This is a genomic window from Brevirhabdus sp. (assembly GCF_052826345.1).
On sequence record NZ_JBRBUA010000013.1, the window covers coordinates 21,420 to 38,738 of the forward strand.

Annotated in this window: 17 protein-coding genes; 11 read left to right on the forward strand and 6 right to left on the reverse strand. The window is 66.1% G+C overall.

The window, feature by feature from the left end; genetic code table 11:
- The first annotated feature begins 176 nt into the window (after nucleotides 1-176).
- From ACU0BR_RS01565 to ACU0BR_RS01600, 8 genes are all read left to right on the forward strand, one after another.
- Nucleotides 177-1,205, forward strand: a complete 1,029-nt coding sequence (locus tag ACU0BR_RS01565) for a LacI family DNA-binding transcriptional regulator (protein ID WP_446155082.1) — start codon at nucleotides 177-179, stop codon at nucleotides 1,203-1,205.
- 97 nt (nucleotides 1,206-1,302) lie between these two features.
- Nucleotides 1,303-2,613, forward strand: a complete 1,311-nt coding sequence (locus ACU0BR_RS01570) for an ABC transporter substrate-binding protein (protein WP_446155083.1) — start codon at nucleotides 1,303-1,305, stop codon at nucleotides 2,611-2,613.
- 163 nt (nucleotides 2,614-2,776) lie between these two features.
- A complete protein-coding gene (locus ACU0BR_RS01575; protein ID WP_446155084.1) occupies nucleotides 2,777-3,643 on the forward strand; it encodes a carbohydrate ABC transporter permease in 867 nt (288 codons plus the stop codon).
- Between the two features lie 13 nt (nucleotides 3,644-3,656).
- Complete coding sequence (locus ACU0BR_RS01580) at nucleotides 3,657-4,487, forward strand: carbohydrate ABC transporter permease (RefSeq protein ID WP_446155085.1); 831 nt, start codon at nucleotides 3,657-3,659, stop codon at nucleotides 4,485-4,487.
- 11 nt (nucleotides 4,488-4,498) lie between these two features.
- Entirely contained in the window at nucleotides 4,499-5,506 is a 1,008-nt protein-coding gene (locus tag ACU0BR_RS01585) for an ABC transporter ATP-binding protein (RefSeq protein WP_446155086.1), read from the forward strand.
- Nucleotides 5,503-6,276 carry an L-iditol 2-dehydrogenase gene (locus tag ACU0BR_RS01590; RefSeq protein ID WP_446155087.1) on the forward strand — a complete coding sequence of 258 codons (774 nt, stop codon included), beginning with the start codon at nucleotides 5,503-5,505 and terminating at the stop codon, nucleotides 6,274-6,276. The genes ACU0BR_RS01585 and ACU0BR_RS01590 overlap by 4 nt, the downstream gene beginning before the upstream one ends.
- Complete coding sequence (locus ACU0BR_RS01595) at nucleotides 6,264-7,748, forward strand: mannitol dehydrogenase family protein (RefSeq protein ID WP_446155088.1); 1,485 nt, start codon at nucleotides 6,264-6,266, stop codon at nucleotides 7,746-7,748. Before ACU0BR_RS01590 ends, ACU0BR_RS01595 begins: the two co-directional genes overlap by 13 nt.
- A gap of 15 nt (nucleotides 7,749-7,763) precedes the next feature.
- A complete protein-coding gene (locus ACU0BR_RS01600; protein WP_446155089.1) occupies nucleotides 7,764-8,702 on the forward strand; it encodes a carbohydrate kinase family protein in 939 nt (312 codons plus the stop codon).
- Between the two features lie 18 nt (nucleotides 8,703-8,720).
- On the opposite strand, the gene ACU0BR_RS01605 is transcribed toward ACU0BR_RS01600, so the two are convergent.
- The 6 genes from ACU0BR_RS01605 to ACU0BR_RS01630 all read right to left on the reverse strand — a co-directional run bounded on the left by ACU0BR_RS01605 (nucleotide 8,721) and on the right by ACU0BR_RS01630 (nucleotide 14,545).
- Nucleotides 8,721-9,335 carry a class I SAM-dependent methyltransferase gene (locus tag ACU0BR_RS01605; protein WP_446155090.1) on the reverse strand — a complete coding sequence of 205 codons (615 nt, stop codon included), beginning with the start codon at nucleotides 9,333-9,335 and terminating at the stop codon, nucleotides 8,721-8,723.
- Nucleotides 9,336-9,348: 13 nt separating this feature from the next.
- On the reverse strand, nucleotides 9,349-10,878 hold the full coding sequence (locus ACU0BR_RS01610) for a multicopper oxidase family protein (RefSeq protein WP_446155091.1): 1,530 nt from the start codon (nucleotides 10,876-10,878) through the stop codon (nucleotides 9,349-9,351).
- Nucleotides 10,875-12,659 (reverse strand): SulP family inorganic anion transporter, encoded by a 1,785-nt coding sequence (locus ACU0BR_RS01615; protein ID WP_446155092.1) that lies wholly within the window; start codon nucleotides 12,657-12,659, stop codon nucleotides 10,875-10,877. The genes ACU0BR_RS01610 and ACU0BR_RS01615 overlap by 4 nt, the downstream gene beginning before the upstream one ends.
- Nucleotides 12,660-12,770: 111 nt before the next feature.
- Nucleotides 12,771-13,664, reverse strand: coding sequence for an MBL fold metallo-hydrolase (locus tag ACU0BR_RS01620; RefSeq protein WP_446155093.1), 894 nt, complete (start codon nucleotides 13,662-13,664; stop codon nucleotides 12,771-12,773).
- An 11-nt stretch (nucleotides 13,665-13,675) separates the two neighbouring features.
- Nucleotides 13,676-14,110 carry a DUF6691 family protein gene (locus ACU0BR_RS01625; protein WP_446155094.1) on the reverse strand — a complete coding sequence of 145 codons (435 nt, stop codon included), beginning with the start codon at nucleotides 14,108-14,110 and terminating at the stop codon, nucleotides 13,676-13,678.
- A 3-nt stretch (nucleotides 14,111-14,113) separates the two neighbouring features.
- Nucleotides 14,114-14,545 (reverse strand): YeeE/YedE family protein, encoded by a 432-nt coding sequence (locus ACU0BR_RS01630; RefSeq protein ID WP_446155095.1) that lies wholly within the window; start codon nucleotides 14,543-14,545, stop codon nucleotides 14,114-14,116.
- A 107-nt stretch (nucleotides 14,546-14,652) separates the two neighbouring features.
- Between ACU0BR_RS01630 and ACU0BR_RS01635 the strand changes: the two genes are divergently transcribed.
- The 3 genes from ACU0BR_RS01635 (at nucleotide 14,653) to ACU0BR_RS01645 (ending at nucleotide 17,303) form a co-directional block, all read left to right on the forward strand.
- Nucleotides 14,653-15,012: an ArsR/SmtB family transcription factor gene (locus ACU0BR_RS01635; protein ID WP_446155096.1), complete on the forward strand. Its 360-nt coding sequence runs from the start codon at nucleotides 14,653-14,655 to the stop codon at nucleotides 15,010-15,012.
- A 178-nt stretch (nucleotides 15,013-15,190) separates the two neighbouring features.
- The gene (locus tag ACU0BR_RS01640; protein WP_446155174.1) at nucleotides 15,191-16,120 is read left to right on the forward strand and encodes an MBL fold metallo-hydrolase; all 930 of its coding nucleotides are present in this window, start codon (nucleotides 15,191-15,193) and stop codon (nucleotides 16,118-16,120) included.
- A 178-nt stretch (nucleotides 16,121-16,298) separates the two neighbouring features.
- Nucleotides 16,299-17,303, forward strand: a complete 1,005-nt coding sequence (locus ACU0BR_RS01645) for an aldo/keto reductase (protein ID WP_446155097.1) — start codon at nucleotides 16,299-16,301, stop codon at nucleotides 17,301-17,303.
- Nucleotides 17,304-17,319 lie beyond the last annotated feature (16 nt).

Below are 17,319 nucleotides of genomic sequence, written 5' to 3' on the forward strand. Positions count from 1 at the left end.
CCTTGCGCGTGCCCGGCGTGGGTGACACGGCTCCGGCCGGGGTCTGCCGGGCTGTCCCGTTCCCCGCGTCGGGGCAAGGCGCTTGTTGAAAGGGAAACTTTCTGCTCATAGTATGATTGTTGTCGCGCGTAAATTAACTTTGGGTGCGCACAAGTTTCGCTGAGGGCGGGGGACGCATGGGTAAGGGAAAAATTCGCAACATGGAGGAATTCGCCGCGCGCTGCGGCGTGTCGCGCCCCACGGTTTCGAAGTATTTCAACGATCCCGACAGCGTGCGCAGTTCCACTCGCGCGCGGATCGAGAAGGCACTGTCGCAGCATGATTTCCGCCCCAATCTTTACGCGGTCAACCAGAACCGGCGGCTGACCAAGACCATCGGCATCGTGCTGCCCTATGTCGCCGATCCGTTCTTTGCCGAAGTGGCGCGCAAGCTTGAGGCGCTGTGCATCGAGGCGGGGTATTCGCCTTCGACCTTCAGCTCTCACGGCAGCCCCGCGCAAGAGGTGAAGATCCTGGACACGCTGCGCTCGCTCAGGCCGGCGGGCGTGCTGCTGGCGCCGCTCGGGCGGGCCTCGCAGCGCGACGCGGTGGCGGCGTTCAGCAAGGAGGTGCCGACGGTCCTGTTCGACAGCAACCTGGAGGAGGTGGGCGCGGCCTTCATCGGGTCGGATAATTTCCAATCAATTCCGCTGATTGTCGATTACCTGTGCCGCACCGGGGAGCCGCCGTGCTTTTTCGAGATGGCGCCGGTCAACCCCAACGCCAACAAGCGGCGCAATGCCTATGTTCAGGCGATGGAACGGCTGGGCCACACGCCCCATGTGCTGCGCGCGGACGGTACCAGCTGGAATTTCGAGGAGGTCGGCTACGACGGCGGCATGAAGCTGCTGGCACGGGGTGCGTTGCCCAGCCGGACGGTGCTGTGCAGCAACGACCGTCTGGCGATCGGGCTGCTGGCGGCGGCATATGAAAGCGGCATCAGGGTCGGTATCGCGCAGGGGTGTTCGCTGCGCGTGGCGGGGCATGACGATCACCCGTTTTCGCGATTCACCTGCCCGTCGCTGACGACCGTGGCGCAGGATTACAAGGCGATTTCGGAAAGCAGCGTGCAGGCCCTGCTGGCGGCGATGCACCGTGAGGGAGGCGCCGATTCGCGCAGCGAGACGCTGTTCGAGGGGCGATTGATCATGCGGGCTTCGGCGTGAGCGCCATATTTTTACGCGCGTAAAATTTTTGTTGACGCCGTGTTGGCTCAAGGACTAGTCTTTCGGTCAGCATCCAATGCACCAGGGAGGACACCGGATGAAACTGAGCACGTCATTTTTCGTGATCGGCGCGATGGCCGCGTCGGCGGCCACGGTCGCCACGGCGGAAACCACGCTGACCATTGCCACCGTGAACAACGGCGACATGGTCCGCATGCAGGGGCTGACCGACGATTTCACGTCGAAGAACCCCGATATCAAACTGGAATGGGTCACGCTGGAGGAAAACGTCCTGCGTCAGCGCGTCACGCAGGATGTCGCCGCGAAGGGCGGTCAGTTCGACGTGATGACCATCGGCACCTATGAGGTTCCGATCTGGGGCAAGCAGGGCTGGCTGGTGTCGCTGGACGATCTGCCCGCCGCCTGGGACGCCAACGACCTGCTGCCCGCCATCCGCGACGGTCTGACCGTCGACGGCACGCTTTACGCCGCGCCCTTCTATGGCGAAAGCTCGATGGTGATGTACCGCAAGGACCTGATGAAGGAGGCGGGTCTGGAAATGCCCAAGGCGCCGACCTGGGATTTCATCAAGAAAGCCGCCGAGGCGATGACCGACAAGGAAAACGACGTCTACGGCATCTGCCTGCGCGGCAAGGCCGGCTGGGGCGAGAACATGGCCTTCCTGACGGCGATGTCCAATTCCTATGGCGCGCGCTGGTTCGATGAGAACTGGAAGGCCCAGTTCGACACCGCCCCCTGGAAGCAGACGCTGACCACCTACATGGATCTGATGACGAACTACGGCCCTCCGGGCGCGTCGACGAACGGGTTCAACGAAAACCTGTCGCTGTTCCAGCAGGGCAAATGCGGCATGTGGATCGACGCCACGGTCGCCGCGTCCTTCGTGACCAACCCCGACGATTCCACCGTTGCCGATCAGGTGGGCTTTGCCCTGGCGCCCGACGCGGGCCTGGGCAAGCGCGGCAACTGGCTGTGGGCATGGTCGCTGGCCATTCCGGCAGGCTCTGACGCGACCGACGAGGCAAAGAAATTCGTCGCCTGGGCCACAAGCAAGGAATACACCGCGCTTGTTGCCGAAAAGGAAGGTTGGGCGAATGTGCCCCCGGGCACGCGCAAGTCGCTCTATGACAACGCGAAGTATCAGAAGGCCGCGCCCTTCGCGCAGATGACGCTGGATTCGATCAATTCGGCCGATCCGAAGAACCCCACCGTCGACCCGGTGCCCTATACCGGCGTGCAATTCGTGGCCATCCCGGAATTCGCGGGCATCGCCACCCAGGTGGGCCAGGAATTCTCGGCCGCGCTGGCGGGCCAGCAGACCGTGGATGAGGCCCTCGCCAAGGCGCAGGCCCTGACCACCGACGAGATGGAAGCCGCAGGCTACTGATCCCATCCTCCCCTTGCGGAAGGCGGCCCGGCTGCCTTCCGCAGCTTTTCGAATTCGTCCGGCGGCCCTTGGCGGCTCGCCCCTAATCCCCGCCCGCAGGCCGCACGACGGCCGCCGCGGCGCAGGTGTCCGGGCCCTATCGCCGCCCGGTGGGAGAACACGCATGGCAACGCAGCATTCCAGATCCGCCGCCCGACTGATGATGGCGCCCGCCGTTATCCTGCTGCTTGGCTGGATGCTGGTGCCATTGACGATGACGCTGTATTTTTCGTTCAAGAAATACCTGCCGTTGCGCGGCGGGGACCAGGGTTGGGTCGGTTTCGACAACTATGTGCGCTTCGTCTCGTCCAGCGCCTTCTGGCCGTCGGTCCAGGCCACGCTGGTCATCGTGGGCGGCGTGCTGCTGATCACGGTGGTCTTCGGCGTGCTGCTGGCGCTGCTGCTTGATCAGCCGATGTGGGGGCAGGGTGTCGTGCGCATCCTGGTGATCGCGCCGTTTTTCGTGATGCCCACCGTTTCGGCGCTGGTCTGGAAAAACATGTTCATGGACCCGGTGAACGGCCTGTTCGCACATCTGTGGCGGTTTTTCGGGCTGACGCCGGTGGAATGGCTGAGCCAGGCGTCGCTGAGCTCGATCGTGATCATCGTGGCCTGGCAATGGCTGCCCTTTGCCACGCTGATCCTGCTGACGGCGATCCAGTCGCTGGACGCAGAGCAGCTCGAGGCCGCGGAAATGGACGGCGCGCCGCCGCTGTCGAAATTCGCCTATATCATCCTGCCGCATCTGGCGCGCGCGATCACCATCGTGGTGCTGATCCAGACCATCTTTCTGCTTTCGATCTTTGCCGAAATCTTCGTGACCACGCAGGGCTCGTTCGGCACCCGCACCCTGACCTATCTGATTTACCAGCGCGTGCTGGAAAGCCAGAACATCGGGCTGGGATCGGCGGGGGGCATCTATGCGGTCATCCTGGCCAATATCGCGGCGCTTTTCCTGATGCGCATCGTCGGCAAGAATCTGGACGCCTGAGGGGGAGGACACCATGGCCCGCACCGTCACCACACGCCGCAAGACACTGAACACCCTGCTTGCCTGGGCGATGGGTCTGCTGATCTTCTTTCCGATCCTGTGGACCATCCTGACCAGCTTCAAGACCGAGGCCGCGGCCATCGCCGACCCGCCGGTGTTCGTGTTCTTCGACTGGACGCTGGACAACTACCGCGTTGTGCAGGAGCGTTCCGACTATGCGCGGTTCCTGTGGAACTCGATCATCATCGCGGGCGGCTCGACCGTGCTGGGGCTGGTGGTGGCGATCCCCGCCGCCTGGTCGATGGCCTTCGTGCCGTCGCGGCGCACCAAGGATATCCTGCTGTGGATGCTGTCGACCAAGATGCTGCCGGCGGTCGGGGTGCTGTATCCGATCTATCTGATCTTCATCCGCATGGGGCTGCTGGACAGCCGTATCGGGCTGACGCTGGTGGTGATGCTGATCAACCTGCCGATCATCGTGTGGATGCTCTACACCTATTTCCGCGAAATTCCCGGCGAGATCCTGGAAGCCGCGCGGATGGACGGCGCGTCGCTGCGGTCCGAGATCCTTTATGTGCTGACGCCGATGGCGGTGCCGGGGATCGCGTCGACCTTGCTGCTGAACTTCATCCTCGCCTGGAACGAGGCCTTCTGGACGCTGAACCTGACGGCCGCCAAGGCGGCGCCGCTCACGGCGTTCATCGCCAGCTATTCCAGCCCCGAGGGGCTGTTCTACGCCAAACTGTCGGCGGCCTCGACCATGGCCATTGCGCCGATCCTGATCCTGGGCTGGTTCAGCCAGAAACAACTTGTGCGCGGCCTGACCTTCGGCGCGGTCAAATAAGGAATCCGATCATGGGACAGATTACCCTTGAAAAGGTGACGAAACGGTTCGGCGAGGCGGAGGTGATCCCACCGCTGGACCTGACGATCGAGGACGGCGAATTCACCGTCTTCGTCGGACCCTCGGGCTGCGGCAAGTCCACGCTGCTGCGGCTGATCGCGGGGCTGGAGGATGTAAGCTCGGGCGTGGTGCGCATCGACGGGCAGGACGCCACGTCGCTTGCCCCCGCCAAGCGGCGGCTGGCGATGGTGTTCCAGTCCTATGCGCTCTACCCGCATATGACGGTGCGCAAGAACATCGCCTTCCCGATGCGCATGGCCGGGCTTGACCGGGCCGAACAGGACCGGCGGATCGAGCAGGCGGCGGCGGCGCTGAACCTGACCGACTACCTGGACCGCAGACCCGGCCAGCTGTCGGGCGGCCAGCGCCAGCGCGTGGCCATCGGCCGGGCCATCGTGCGAGAGCCGGAGGCGTTCCTGTTCGACGAGCCGCTGTCAAACCTGGATGCCGCGCTGCGCGTGGGGATGCGTCTGGAAATCAGCGAGCTGCACAAGCGGCTGAAGACCACGATGATCTACGTGACCCACGATCAGGTCGAGGCGATGACCATGGCCGACAAGATCGTGGTGCTGCGCGCGGGCCATATCGAGCAGGTCGGCAGCCCGCTGGATCTCTACCGCACGCCGCGCAACCGTTTCGTCGCCGGGTTCATCGGCTCGCCCCGCATGAACTTCATCGAAGGCGATGCGGCGGCGCGGCTGGGGGCCGAGACCGTCGGCATCCGGCCCGAGCATATCGACGTCGCCCCCGAGGGCGCGGGCGAATGGCAGGGCGTGGTGGGCGTGGCCGAACATCTGGGTTCCGACACGTTCTTTCACATCCATCAGACGGGGCTGGCCGAAACCCTGACCGTGCGCGCCCCCGGCGAGGTGCAGCTGAGGCACGGCGACCGGATTCACCTGACGCCCCGCCACGATGAGATCCACCGCTTCGACGCGCAGGGGCTGCGTCTGGCATGACCGTGCTTGACGGAAAGACGGCATTGATCACCGGCGCCGCGCGCGGCATCGGGCGGGCCTTTGCCGAAGCCTATGTGCGCGAGGGCGCGCGCGTGGCGATCGCCGACATCGATCTGGACCGCGCGTGCGCCACCGCGGCCGAGATCGGCGATGCGGCCGTCGCGGTCGGGATGGACGTGAGCGCGCAGGACAGCATCGCCCGCGCGGTCGACCGGACCGTCGACGCGCTGGGGCACATCGACATTCTGATCAACAACGCGGCCGTGTTTTCCGCCGCGCCCATCGTCGACATCGCGCGCGCGGATTTCGACCGGGTCTTCGCGATCAACGTGGCGGGGACGCTTTTCACCATGCAGGCCGTCGCGCGGCACATGATCGCGCGCGGGCAGGGCGGGCGCATCATCAACATGGCCAGCCAGGCCGGCCGCCGCGGCGAGCCGCTGGTCGCGGCCTATTGCGCCAGCAAGGCGGCGGTGATCTCGCTGACCCAGTCGGCGGGGCTGAACCTGATCGCGCATGGCATCAACGTGAACGCGATCTCGCCCGGCGTGGTCGACGGAGAGCATTGGGACCAGGTCGACGCCCTGTTCGCGAAATACGAGAACAAGGCGCCAGGCCAGAAAAAGCGCGAGGTCGGCGCGGCGGTGCCCTACGGGCGCATGGGAACGGCGGAGGATCTGACCGGCATGGCGGTCTTTCTGGCAAGCGACGCATCCGAATACGTCGTCGCGCAGACCTACAACGTGGATGGTGGCCAATGGATGAGCTGATCGCGCTGCGCGACGAAAACCTGGACCGGCTGCCCGAGGGCGTGCGCGGCCCCCGCTACGACCGTGCCGCGCTGCGGCCGGGCATCGTGCATATCGGGCTGGGCAATTTTCACCGCGCGCATCAGGCGTGGTATCTGCACCGTCTGTTCGATGAGGGCCGCAATCTGGATTGGGCCATCATCGGGGCGGGCGTGCGGCCGGGCGACGCGGCGCAGCGCGCGCGGCTGCTGGCGCAGGATTGTCTGACCACCTTGATCGAGCTCGACCCCGCGGGCAAATCCGCTGAGGTCAACGGCGCGATGATCGGCTTTCTGCCGGTGGAGCCGGGCAATGCCGCGCTGATCGCGCAGATGGCCGATCCGGCCATTCGCATCGTGTCGCTGACCGTGACCGAAGGCGGCTATTACACCGACCCCGCGACCGGCGGCTTCGATGCCGACCACCCCGATATCCGCCACGACGCGGCCCACCCCGACCGCCCCGAGACCGCGTTCGGCGCGATGATCGCCGCGCTGCGCCTGCGCCGTGCCGCGGGGGTGCCCGCCTTTACCTGTCTCAGCTGCGACAACCTGCAGGGCAACGGGCGCATTCTGGCGCAGACGGTCGTTGCGCTGGCGCGGCTGTCCGACCCGGATCTTGCCGACTGGATCGCGGCGCATGTGCGCTTTCCCAACTCGATGGTCGATTGCATCGTGCCCGCCACCGGCCCGGCAGAGATCGCCCTGGCGCGGGAATTCGGCGTCGACGACGCCGCGCCCGTCACCCATGAGAATTTCCGCCAATGGGTGATCGAGGATGATTTTTCCGCCGGGCGCCCCGACTGGCAGGATGTGGGCGTGACCTTTTCCGACCGCGTCCATGACTTCGAGACGATGAAGATCCGCATGTTGAACGGCGGCCATCAGGTGATCGCCGTTCCGGCCGAGCTGTTGGGCATATCCAGCATCGCGGGCGCGATGGCCGACCCCGCGATCCGCGGCCTGCTGCGCAAGGTCGCCATCGAGGAGATCGCCCCCCATGTCGGCGCTGTGCCCGGCTATACGCCCCAGGCCTATTTCGATCTGGTCGAGCGGCGGTTTTCCAACAGCGCCATCGTCGACACCACGCGCCGGGTGGCCTTCGACGGGTCGAGCCGTCAGCCGGGGTTCATCCTGCCTTCGATCCGCGCCGCGCTGGCGACGGGGGCGCCGGTCGCGGGGCTGGCGCTGGTTTCGGCGGCCTGGGCGCGCTATTGCACCGGCATCCGCGAAGACGGCAGCGCCGTCGCGCCCAACGATCCCAATTGGGCGCGGCTGCACGAAAGCGCGCGTGCCGCGCAAGAACGCCCCGCCGCCTGGCTGGAAATGACCTGGATCTACGGCGATCTGGCGCAGGACACACGGTTCGCGGGCGCCTTTGCCGGCTGGCTGGAACACATTCACGGGCAGGGGATGGCGGCTGCCATAGATGCCTATCTGAACCCGACCTCCTGATCGAAGGCACCTGCGATGATCCTTTGCTGCGGTGAAGCGCTGATCGACATGATCCCCGAGCCCACGGCGTCGGGGCGGCTGGGCTATGTGCCCTGTCCGGGCGGGGCGATCTTCAACACCGCGATCGCGCTGGGGCGGCTGGGCGTGGACACCTCCATGCTGTCGGGCGTGTCCAGCGATCTGCACGGCGCCCTGCTGACGCGGGAGCTGACGCGCGCGGGCGTAGATACATCGCGCCTGATCCGGTCCGCGCGCCCGACGACGCTTGCCTTCGTGGACCTGGCGGACGGCCACGCGAGCTACACGTTCTACGACGAGAATTCCGCCGGCCGGATGCTGGACGCGGCGCAGCTGCCGCCGCCGCCCGAGGGAACGCAGGCGCTTTACTGCGGGGGGATCAGCCTCGTGGTGGAGCCCGCGGCCGAAGCCTACGCCGATTACATCGCCGAACAGTCGCAGTGGTTTCCGGTCATGCTCGACCCGAACATCCGCCAGGGGTTCATCGCCGATGAGCGTGCCTATCGCGCGCGGCTGGACCGGCTGCTGGCGCTGGCCGATATCGTCAAGCTGTCGGATGAGGACCTGGCCTGGCTGGTGCCGCACGCCGGTGACGACGCCGCCAGGGTGGCGGCGCTGACCGGGACGGCGCGCGCATCGCGGATCGTGCTCATCACGCAGGGCAGCCGGGGGGTCACGGCCTTCGGGCCGTGGGATGCGCCCCTGTCGGTGCCCGCCGCTCGGGCGGAGGTCGTCGATACCGTGGGCGCGGGCGATACGTTCAACGCGGGCTTTCTGGCGGCCCTGTCGCGCGAAGGATTGCTGCGCCGCGCCGCGCTGTCGGATCTCGATCGGGCGGCGCTGGAACCGGCGCTTGCCTTTGCCAACCGCGTCGCGGCGATCACCGTGTCGCGCAAGGGCGCCAACCCGCCCTGGGCACAAGAGCTCGAGGGCTGAGGCGCGCGGCGCGCGCCCTCAGCCCAGGCGGCGAAATACCGAATACTGGAATTTCTGCGTGGCGTCCGACGGGGTGTGATGCCCGACCGCGCGGCTGTCGATGAGATCGTAACCCGCGCCTAGCCGCGCCGACAGCGTCTCGGGGCTGTAGCGCTGCACCGGCAGCCCGCTGCATCTTTCGGGGCCGTCTTCGGCGAAGGTGGCGATGATCACGATGGCGCCCGCCCCGGTGCCGAGGCGCAGCGCCTCCAGATAGGCGGCCTGTGCCTCGGGCGTGGTCAGGAAATGGAAGGCGGCCCGGTCGTGCCACAGGCCGAAGCGGCGCGCGGGCGTCCATTGTGTGGCATCGGCGACCACATAGCGCGGCAGCGCGCCGCGCTCGCGCAGCCGGGCGCGGGTGGTGGCCAGCCCGTGTTCGGCCAGATCGACCAGGGTAATGTCCTCGAGCCCTTCGTCCAGCAGCGCGTCGACCAGCCGCGACGCGCCCGCGCCTATGTCCACCACCCCCTGAGCGGCCGCATCGCGATGCGCCAGGATCATGTCAAGGCTGGGCTGGGGCGCCTGCTGGAACCACGACAGCTCATCCTCATCCTTGCTGGTGTAGACGGTGTTCCAATGGGTGTCCTTGTCCATGACGCGGCGCTCCTCAGGTGACGGTGAATTGCCCCATCATGCCCGAATCCTCATGTTCGAGGATATGGCAGTGGAACATGAACGGGGTTTCGGCGGCGGCGGGCCTGTCGAAGCGCACGAGGATTTCCGAGGGTCCCATGACATGCACCACGTCCTTCATGCCGATGCGCGCCTGATCGACCTTTTTGCCTTGCAGGCTGAGCACCTGGAACGAGGTGCCATGCACGTGGAACGGGTGCATCATCATGTCGGTGTTGATCCGCCAGAGCTCGGTTTCGCCCAAGGCCACCTTTTGGTCGATGCGGCCCATGTCGTAGGACTGGCCGTTGATGCCCATCGACTGACCGCCGCCGCCGATAAGGCCGCTGATCATGCTGCCCATCATCCCGCCCATGCCCATGCTCATGTTCAGCGTGAAATCGCGGGTGCGCACGGGCTGGCCCAGATCGGGGATCTGCGCGGGCAGTGTGGCGGGCAGGGACTGCGGGCCCTTGAGCGGCGCATCCGAGACGGCGAAGGACATGATCTCGAACTCGGGGCCGGAGGCGCCGCGGTTCGTCATGCCGCCCATCATGCTGCTGCTTCCGCCCGTGCTGCCACCCATCATGCCGCCCATCATGCCGCCACCCGTGCCGCCCATCATCCCGGTGTCGGTCGAGACCAGCCGCACCGGCGCCCCGTCGGAGAAATCGACGACGATTTCCGCGCGTTCGGAGGAAGAGAGATGCAGCCCGGTCATCGCGACCGGCGCGGGCAGCAGGCCGCCGTCGCTGCCCACTTGGTAAAAGCTGCGGTTGTCGTCGAAGCGCAGCGCATAGGCCCGCGCGTTCGAGGCATTGAGCAGCCGCAGCCGCACCAGCCCGGCGGGCACCGACAGCCGGGGCCGGATCGCGCCATTGACCAGCATTTCGCTGCCCTGAAAGCCGGCCATCCTGCCCATCATGCCAAGATCATAGGTCATCCGGCCGCTGCTGTCGAAGCTGCGATCCTGGATGATCAGCGGGAAATCGTTCTGCCCGTAATCGCGCGGCAGCGGATCGGCAATGTCGGGGTCCTCGACCAGGATCAGACCGGCCAGACCGCGATAGACCTGCTCGGCGGTCTTTCCGTGGACGTGGCTGTGATACCACAGCGTCGTGGCCGGCTGGTCGATGGGCAGCTCGGGCGTCCAGGTTTCCTGCGTGTCGAAGGCCAGCTGTGGGCCGCCGTCCAGATGGCCTGGAATATGCAGCCCGTGCCAATGGGTGGTAATCGGCCCGTCGGTGCGGTTGGTGATCGCCAGCCTGGCCGTCGCGCCGCGTTTGAAACGCAGCACCGGGCCGAGGTAATCCTGGTCGTAGCCCAGCGTATTCGACGGCGCGCCCGCGATGAATTCGCGCTGGCCGAGGATGGCGTTCAGGCTGTTGCCGTTGCCGGCGTCGACATCCATCACCTGCGGCAGGGGCAGCGGCGTGCCGGGTTCGGCGGCAAGGCTGCGGCGGGACAGCAACGCGGGCGTGGCCAGCGCGGCGGCGGAGAGCGTCAGGAATTGGCGACGTTTCACAGGGAGACTCCGTCTTTTGAGGGTCGGTGGTGTTCGGTCCGCGCGTTGCACAGCGTCTGCACGGCGCGGTGCTGGGTCAGGAAGACGCAGCCTGTCAGCTGGTCCAGGAAGTGGCTGCATTTCAGTCGGTCCATGACCGGGCCCTTCACTTCGCTGAGGTGAAATTTCACCCCCAGCGCATCCAGTCGCGCGTTGATCGCCTCCAGCGATTCAAGCGCGCTGAGGTCGATTTCATTAACCGCGGCGCACATCAGGATGACATGTTTCAGATCGTCGCGCTCGGCCACCATGTCGTAGATCCGGTCCTCCAGATGGCGGGCATTGGCGAAATAGAGGCTTTCGTCCACGTGGACCGACAGGATCGCGTCGTGCAGATCCACGTCGTGGCGGTGGATGTTGCGGTAATGCTCGGTCCCCGGCACCTGCCCGACGATGGCCATATGCGGGCGCGAGGTCTTGTAAAGGTGGATCAGGATCGAGATCAGCACACCGGCGGAAACGCCCACCTCCACCCCCAGCGCGAGGGTCAGTAGGATCGTCACCAGCACGGCAGTGAAATCGGCGCGCGAATAATGCCAGGATCGTTTGAGGATCGAGAAATCCACCAGGCTGAGCACCGCGACGATGATGGTGGCGGCCAGCGTGGCCTTGGGCAGGAAGTGGATCAGCGGGGTCAGCAGCAGGGCCGCGATGGCCAGCCCCAGCGCGGTATAGGCGCCCGCCGCCGGCGTGCGCGCGCCCGCGTCGAAGTTCACGACCGAGCGCGAAAACCCGCCCGTGACCGGAAAGCCGCCGGTCAGCGAGGCGCCGATGTTGGCCGCGCCCAGGCCGATCAATTCCTGATCGGGGTCGATGCGCTGGCGCCGCTTGGCCGCCAGCGTCTGCGCGACCGAGATGGATTCGACAAAGCCGATGATCGAAATCAGGATCGCGGGGCCGATCAGCGCGCTCAGCACGCCGGGGTTGAACGACGGCATGGTCAGCGGCGGCAGCGCCTGCGGCACCGCGCCCACGATGTCGACGCCGCGATCCGCCAGCCCCAGCGCCCAGACCGCCAGCGTGGTGGCGATGACGGCAAAGACCGGCCCGGCCTTGGCGCCCATGTCCGCCAGGGTCGGCCCCAGGCCGATGCGGCGCAGCAGCGGCTTCAGCCCGCGCCGCACCCAGAACAGAAACGCGGTCGCCGACACGCCGATCGCCACAGTGATCCAGTTGATCTGACCCAGCCCCGACCACAGGCCGTGCAGCATCTCGATCAGCGTATCCCCCGACGCCTTGATGCCGAGGATGTGCTTCAGCTGACTGGTCGCGATCAGGATGCCGCTGGCGGTGATGAACCCCGAAATCACCGGGTGCGACAGGAAATTCGCCAGAAACCCCAGCCGGAACACCCCCAGCAGCAGCAGGAAGGCCCCCGACAGGAAAGCCAGCGTCAGCGCGGCGGTGACATAGTCGATGCCCTGATCGCCCAGATTGCCAAGCGCCGCCGCCGTCATCAGCGACACCACCGCCACCGGCCCCACCGCCAGCGTGCGGCTGGTGCCGAAGATCGCGTAAAGCACGATCGGCAGGATCGAGGCATAGATCCCCGCCTCGGGCGGCAGCCCGGCCAGCAGCGCATAGGCCAGCGATTGCGGGATCAGCATGATGGTGACGATGATGGCCGCCACCAGATCGCCGCTGAACTTGTCGCGGTCATAGCGGCCGGCCCAGTCGAGCACGGGCAGGTATCTGGTCACGGCAGAGGGCAGGCGGGAGGACAGACGGGAAGAGGGTGCCACGGGATGTTCCACTGGATATTGGGTGTTGCGGTCGCCCGCCCGACAACCGCGGGCGGGCGTGGATCACAGGGGTACGGGCGTCACAGGGCCGCCGACCGGCAGGGGCGACCGTTACAGGCCGTTGATCGGCACCTTCAGCTGCGGGCGGCCCTCTTCGTCGGTCGGCATGGTGCCCGCGCGCATGTTGACCTGAAGCGAGGGGATGATCAGCTTGGGCATCGCCAGCTCGGCATCGCGATCGGTGCGGAAGCGGACGAATTCCTCCCTGGTCTTGCCGCCGCCGACGTGGATGTTGTCGCGCTTTTCCTGGCCGACGGTGGTTTCCCACTGGATCTCGCGCCCGTCCGGGCCGTAGTCGTGGCACATGAACAGGCGCATGTCGTCGGGCAGGGCCAGCACCTTCTGGATCGAATCGTAAAGCGTGCCCGCGTCGCCGCCGGGAAAATCGGCCCGCGCCGAGCCGCCGTCGGGCATGAAGAGCGTATCGCCCACGAAGGCCGCATCGCCCACCACATGCACCATGCAGGCGGGCGTGTGGCCGGGCGTGTCCATCGCAAAGGCGTTCAGCGACCCGATGCGATAGCTGTCGCCATCCTGGAACAGCCGGTCGAACTGGCTGCCGTCGCGCTGAAACTCGGTGCCTTCGTTGAAGATCTTGCCGAAGGTATCCTGCACCACCATGATGTTGCCGCCGATGCCGATGCGCCCGCCCAGCTGCTGCTGGATATAGGGCGCCGCGCTCAGGTGATCGGCATGCACATGGGTTTCGATGATCCATTCAAGCGTCAGCCCGGCGTCGCGGATATGCGCGATGATCCGGTCGGCGTGGCCATAGGTGATGCGCCCGGCCGCATAGTCGATATCCATCACGCTGTCGATCACGGCGCAGGCCCGGGTGGCCGGATCGCTGACGACATAGCTGATCGTGTTGGTGGCCGGATCGAAGAAGGCGTCGACCTGCGGGCGCTGCGACAGATCGACAGGGTAGGCGGGGCTGTCGGACATCGGTTCTCTCCTTATTCTGCGGCCATGGCGGCGGGACGCAGCAGGCCGCTTCTGCGGCCCAGCCACATGCCCACCAGCATGGCGGGCACGAACACAAGCGTGCCGGTCGCGGCGATCGGCAGCGCCGTCAGCGCGGGGCCGGGGCAGAAGCCGCCCAGCCCCCAGCCCACCCCGAAGATGGCCGCGCCCGACAAGAGGCGCGCGTCGAGGTCGGTCTTGGTGGGCAGCTGGAACGTGCCGCCCAGCAGCGGTGCGCTCTGACGGGTCGCCAGCCAGTAGCCGGGCATCGTCACCAGGATCGCGCCGCCCATCACGAAGGCGAGGCTGGGATCCCATGTGCCGAAGATGTCGAGAAAGTTGAGCACCTTGGCCGGATCGGCCATGCCTGAGATGATCAGACCCAGGCCAAAGATCAGCCCGGAGACAAGTCCTGCGATGTTTTTCATGGCTCAGGCTCCGATGATGTGGCGCGCGACGAACACGGTCACCGCGGCGGTCAGCATGAAGGTCAGCGTGGCGACGATCGACCGGCCCGAGCCGCGCGAGATGCCGCAAACGCCGTGTCCCGAGGTGCAGCCGTTGCCGAACACGGCACCAAAGCCCACCAGCAGGCCCGCGACGGCCATCAGTGCCAGGTTGCCCGGCACCGCTTGTTCAGGCCAGGACCCGGTGGTCAGCAGCCAGACCGGGGCGGAAATCAGCAGGCCGATCAGAAAGAACAGGCCGGGCCGCTGGGATTTCCCGCCGAGCGAGCCCTCGAGCAGGCGCGATGTGATGCCGCTGATCCCCGCGATGCGCCCGTTCAGCGCCATCAGCAGAACAGCCGACAGCCCGATCAGCGCACCGCCCGCCAGCGATAGGTATGGAGTGAATTCAGTCACGGTGTCGTTCCTTGTAGGCAATATCCTGTGCGGCGCCGACAAGCCCTTGTGGCGCCATGCGTGTCATTATATATTCGCCATGTCGAACATTCAACAAGTCTAATATAATGATCTTTGAAAAAACCCGACTCCCTCCCGCCCACGCGGCACATGACGCCGCGCATCTGGCCGATCCGCTGGAAGAGCATGTGCAAAGCGCCGCGGCGCTGATGTCGATGCTGTCCAGCCCGTCGCGGCTGCGCATCCTGTGCCGCCTGGTAAAGGGCGAATGCAACGTGGGCGAGCTGGCGGAGCGTTGCGGCGTCTCGCAGCCGACCATGTCGCAGCAGCTCAAGAAACTGCGCGACGCGGGCCTGATCGAGGCGCGGCGCGATGCGCAGACCATCTATTACGCGATCAGCGGGCCGGAGGTTCTGGCCGTGCTCGACACGCTCTACGGGCTCTACTGCGCCAAGGCCGAGGATTAGGCGCGGCGGGCGCCTGCCGCGCGGCGGGCGTCATCTCCGGCGCGCCGCCCGACCTTCCCATTGCCCGAGGCCTGAAACCCTGTCACATTCCGTTTGACGAATATCAAGTCGGGACACCGACAAGGGAGGATGTGACATGAAATTCTTGACCAGAGCGGCCATCGCGCTTGCCTTCGGAATGCTGGCGGCGAACAGCCCGGGCGCCGCCTCTGCCAGCGCGCAGATCGCGGATAAATATCCCGGCTCCCTGCTTTATGCCGAGCCGGTGGAATATATCCCCGGCGTCTGGACCGCGACCGGCGCCACCGCCGCGCCCAGCTACGATAACGCGGGCCACAACAACAACCTCAGCTTCATCATCACCGGCGACGGCGTCGTGGTGATCAACGCGGGCGCAAGCAACGGGCTGGCCAAGGCGCTGCACGAGGAAATCAAGAAGCGTACCGATCAGCCGGTGAAACTGGTGCTGGATGAAAACGGCCAGGGGCACGCGATGCTGGGCAATGGCTACTGGGTCGATCAGGGCGTGCCCGTCGTCGCCCACGCCGAGGCCGCCCGCGCCTTCGAGGAGGCCGGAATGGGGCCGCTGACCGCCGGAAAGCAGCTGCTGAAGGAACGGATCGGCGACACCCGCCTGCAACCGCCCACCGAGACGTTCGAGGATGAATATGTGGTCGAGATGGGCGATTTCACGATCGAGGCGAAATACCTCGGCCCCGCGCACAGCCCCGGCGACATCGTGGTCTGGCTGCCCAAACAGAAACTGGTGATCTCGGGCGATATGGCGTTTGCCGAACGGCTTTTGCCGATCTTTCCCGACACGATCACCAAATCCTGGCTGGAAACCTGGGAAACCGGCTTCGAGCCGTTGGGCGCCACCTATGTGATCCCGGGCCATGGCCATCCAACGAATATGGATCAGGTGCGCCGCTATACCCGCGATTACCTGGTTTACCTGCGTGAAAAGGTGGGCGCGCTGATCGATGAGGGCGGGGACCTCGCCTCGGCCTATTACGTCGACCAGTCGCCCTATGAGCAGCTCGACACCTTCGAGGAGCTCGCGACCAAGAACGCGGGCCGTGTCTACGAACAGATGGAATTCGAATAGGCGCCCGCGCTTCTTCTTGTCCAAATACTCCCGCCGGAGGCGCGGTCTTCCGCGTGCGTCCGGCGGGGCGTCCCGACGCCGATCCACCGGCTCCGCTTCCTTCCACCGGCCCTCCCTCCCGCTTGCAGCCCCGTGGCACGCTGCTTAGTCTGCGCGCAATGCACACAAGGAGCGTCTGATGAAATATCGCGAGCTGGGCCGGGGCGGCCCCGAAGTGTCGTCCATCGGCTACGGCGCGATGTCGTTCACCGATTTCTACGGCAAGACCACGCGGGACGCGTCTTTTGCGGTGATGGACGCGCTGATGGATTTGGGGGTGAATTTTCTCGATACCTCCAACATCTACGGCAAGGGGCGGTCTGAAACCGTCATCGGGGAATACCTGGCCGCGCGCGGCGCACCCGCGCGCGACTTCTTCCGCATCGCCACCAAGGCGGGGATCGTCGCGAACCCGCAAAGCGGCGCGCGGCATTTCGACAATTCCGCCGCCTATCTGGAGGCCGAGCTCGACGGCAGCCTCAAGCGGCTGGGGGTGGATCACGTCGATCTGTTCTATGTCCATCGCCGGGAATCCGCGCGCCCCATCGAAGAGGTGACCGAGACGCTGGTGCGGCTGAAGGCCTCGGGCAAGATCGGCGGGTTCGGGTTCTCCGAAATCGCGCCCTATTCGCTGCGCCGGGCCCAGGCGGTGCACCCGGTCATGGCGGTGCAATCGGAATATTCGCTTTCCACCCGCCTGCCGGAACTCGGAATGGTGCAGGCCTGCGCCGAGCTGGGCACGGCGCTGGTCGCGTTTTCGCCGGTGGGGCGGGGATTGCTGTCAGATGATCCGCCGACGCCCGAAAGGGTGGCGGATCTGCCTTTCCTGGCGAACAATCCGCGGTTCGAGCCCGACAACCTGCTCAGGAACCTCGCGGCAAGTGAAGGGTTTCGCGCCTTCGCGGCCGAGCGGGGAACACCCGCTTGTGCCGTGGCGATGGCATGGCTGCTGAGCCGGGGCCCCCATGTGATCCCGATCCCCGGCACCCGCTCGGTCGTGCATCTGCGCGAGCTGGTGCAGGGCGTGGATCTGAATCTGTCGCGCGAGGATCTGGACCGGATCGATGCCTGCCTGCCCGTCGGCTGGGCCTATGGCGACCGCTATTCGGCGGCTCAGGCGATGGGGCCGGAACGCTACAGCTGACGCGCCGCCGCAGGAG

Coding starts and splice junctions, on each gene's coding strand:
- ACU0BR_RS01565 (WP_446155082.1), top strand. CDS start 177: ATGGGTAAGGGAAAAATTCGCAACATGGAGGAATTCGCCGCGCGCTGC.
- ACU0BR_RS01570 (WP_446155083.1), top strand. CDS start 1,303: ATGAAACTGAGCACGTCATTTTTCGTGATCGGCGCGATGGCCGCGTCG.
- ACU0BR_RS01575 (WP_446155084.1), top strand. CDS start 2,777: ATGGCAACGCAGCATTCCAGATCCGCCGCCCGACTGATGATGGCGCCC.
- ACU0BR_RS01580 (WP_446155085.1), top strand. CDS start 3,657: ATGGCCCGCACCGTCACCACACGCCGCAAGACACTGAACACCCTGCTT.
- ACU0BR_RS01585 (WP_446155086.1), top strand. CDS start 4,499: ATGGGACAGATTACCCTTGAAAAGGTGACGAAACGGTTCGGCGAGGCG.
- ACU0BR_RS01590 (WP_446155087.1), top strand. CDS start 5,503: ATGACCGTGCTTGACGGAAAGACGGCATTGATCACCGGCGCCGCGCGC.
- ACU0BR_RS01595 (WP_446155088.1), top strand. CDS start 6,264: ATGGATGAGCTGATCGCGCTGCGCGACGAAAACCTGGACCGGCTGCCC.
- ACU0BR_RS01600 (WP_446155089.1), top strand. CDS start 7,764: ATGATCCTTTGCTGCGGTGAAGCGCTGATCGACATGATCCCCGAGCCC.
- ACU0BR_RS01605 (WP_446155090.1), bottom strand. CDS start 9,335: ATGGACAAGGACACCCATTGGAACACCGTCTACACCAGCAAGGATGAG.
- ACU0BR_RS01620 (WP_446155093.1), bottom strand. CDS start 13,664: ATGTCCGACAGCCCCGCCTACCCTGTCGATCTGTCGCAGCGCCCGCAG.
- ACU0BR_RS01625 (WP_446155094.1), bottom strand. CDS start 14,110: ATGAAAAACATCGCAGGACTTGTCTCCGGGCTGATCTTTGGCCTGGGT.
- ACU0BR_RS01635 (WP_446155096.1), top strand. CDS start 14,653: ATGATCTTTGAAAAAACCCGACTCCCTCCCGCCCACGCGGCACATGAC.
- ACU0BR_RS01640 (WP_446155174.1), top strand. CDS start 15,191: ATGCTGGCGGCGAACAGCCCGGGCGCCGCCTCTGCCAGCGCGCAGATC.
- ACU0BR_RS01645 (WP_446155097.1), top strand. CDS start 16,299: ATGAAATATCGCGAGCTGGGCCGGGGCGGCCCCGAAGTGTCGTCCATC.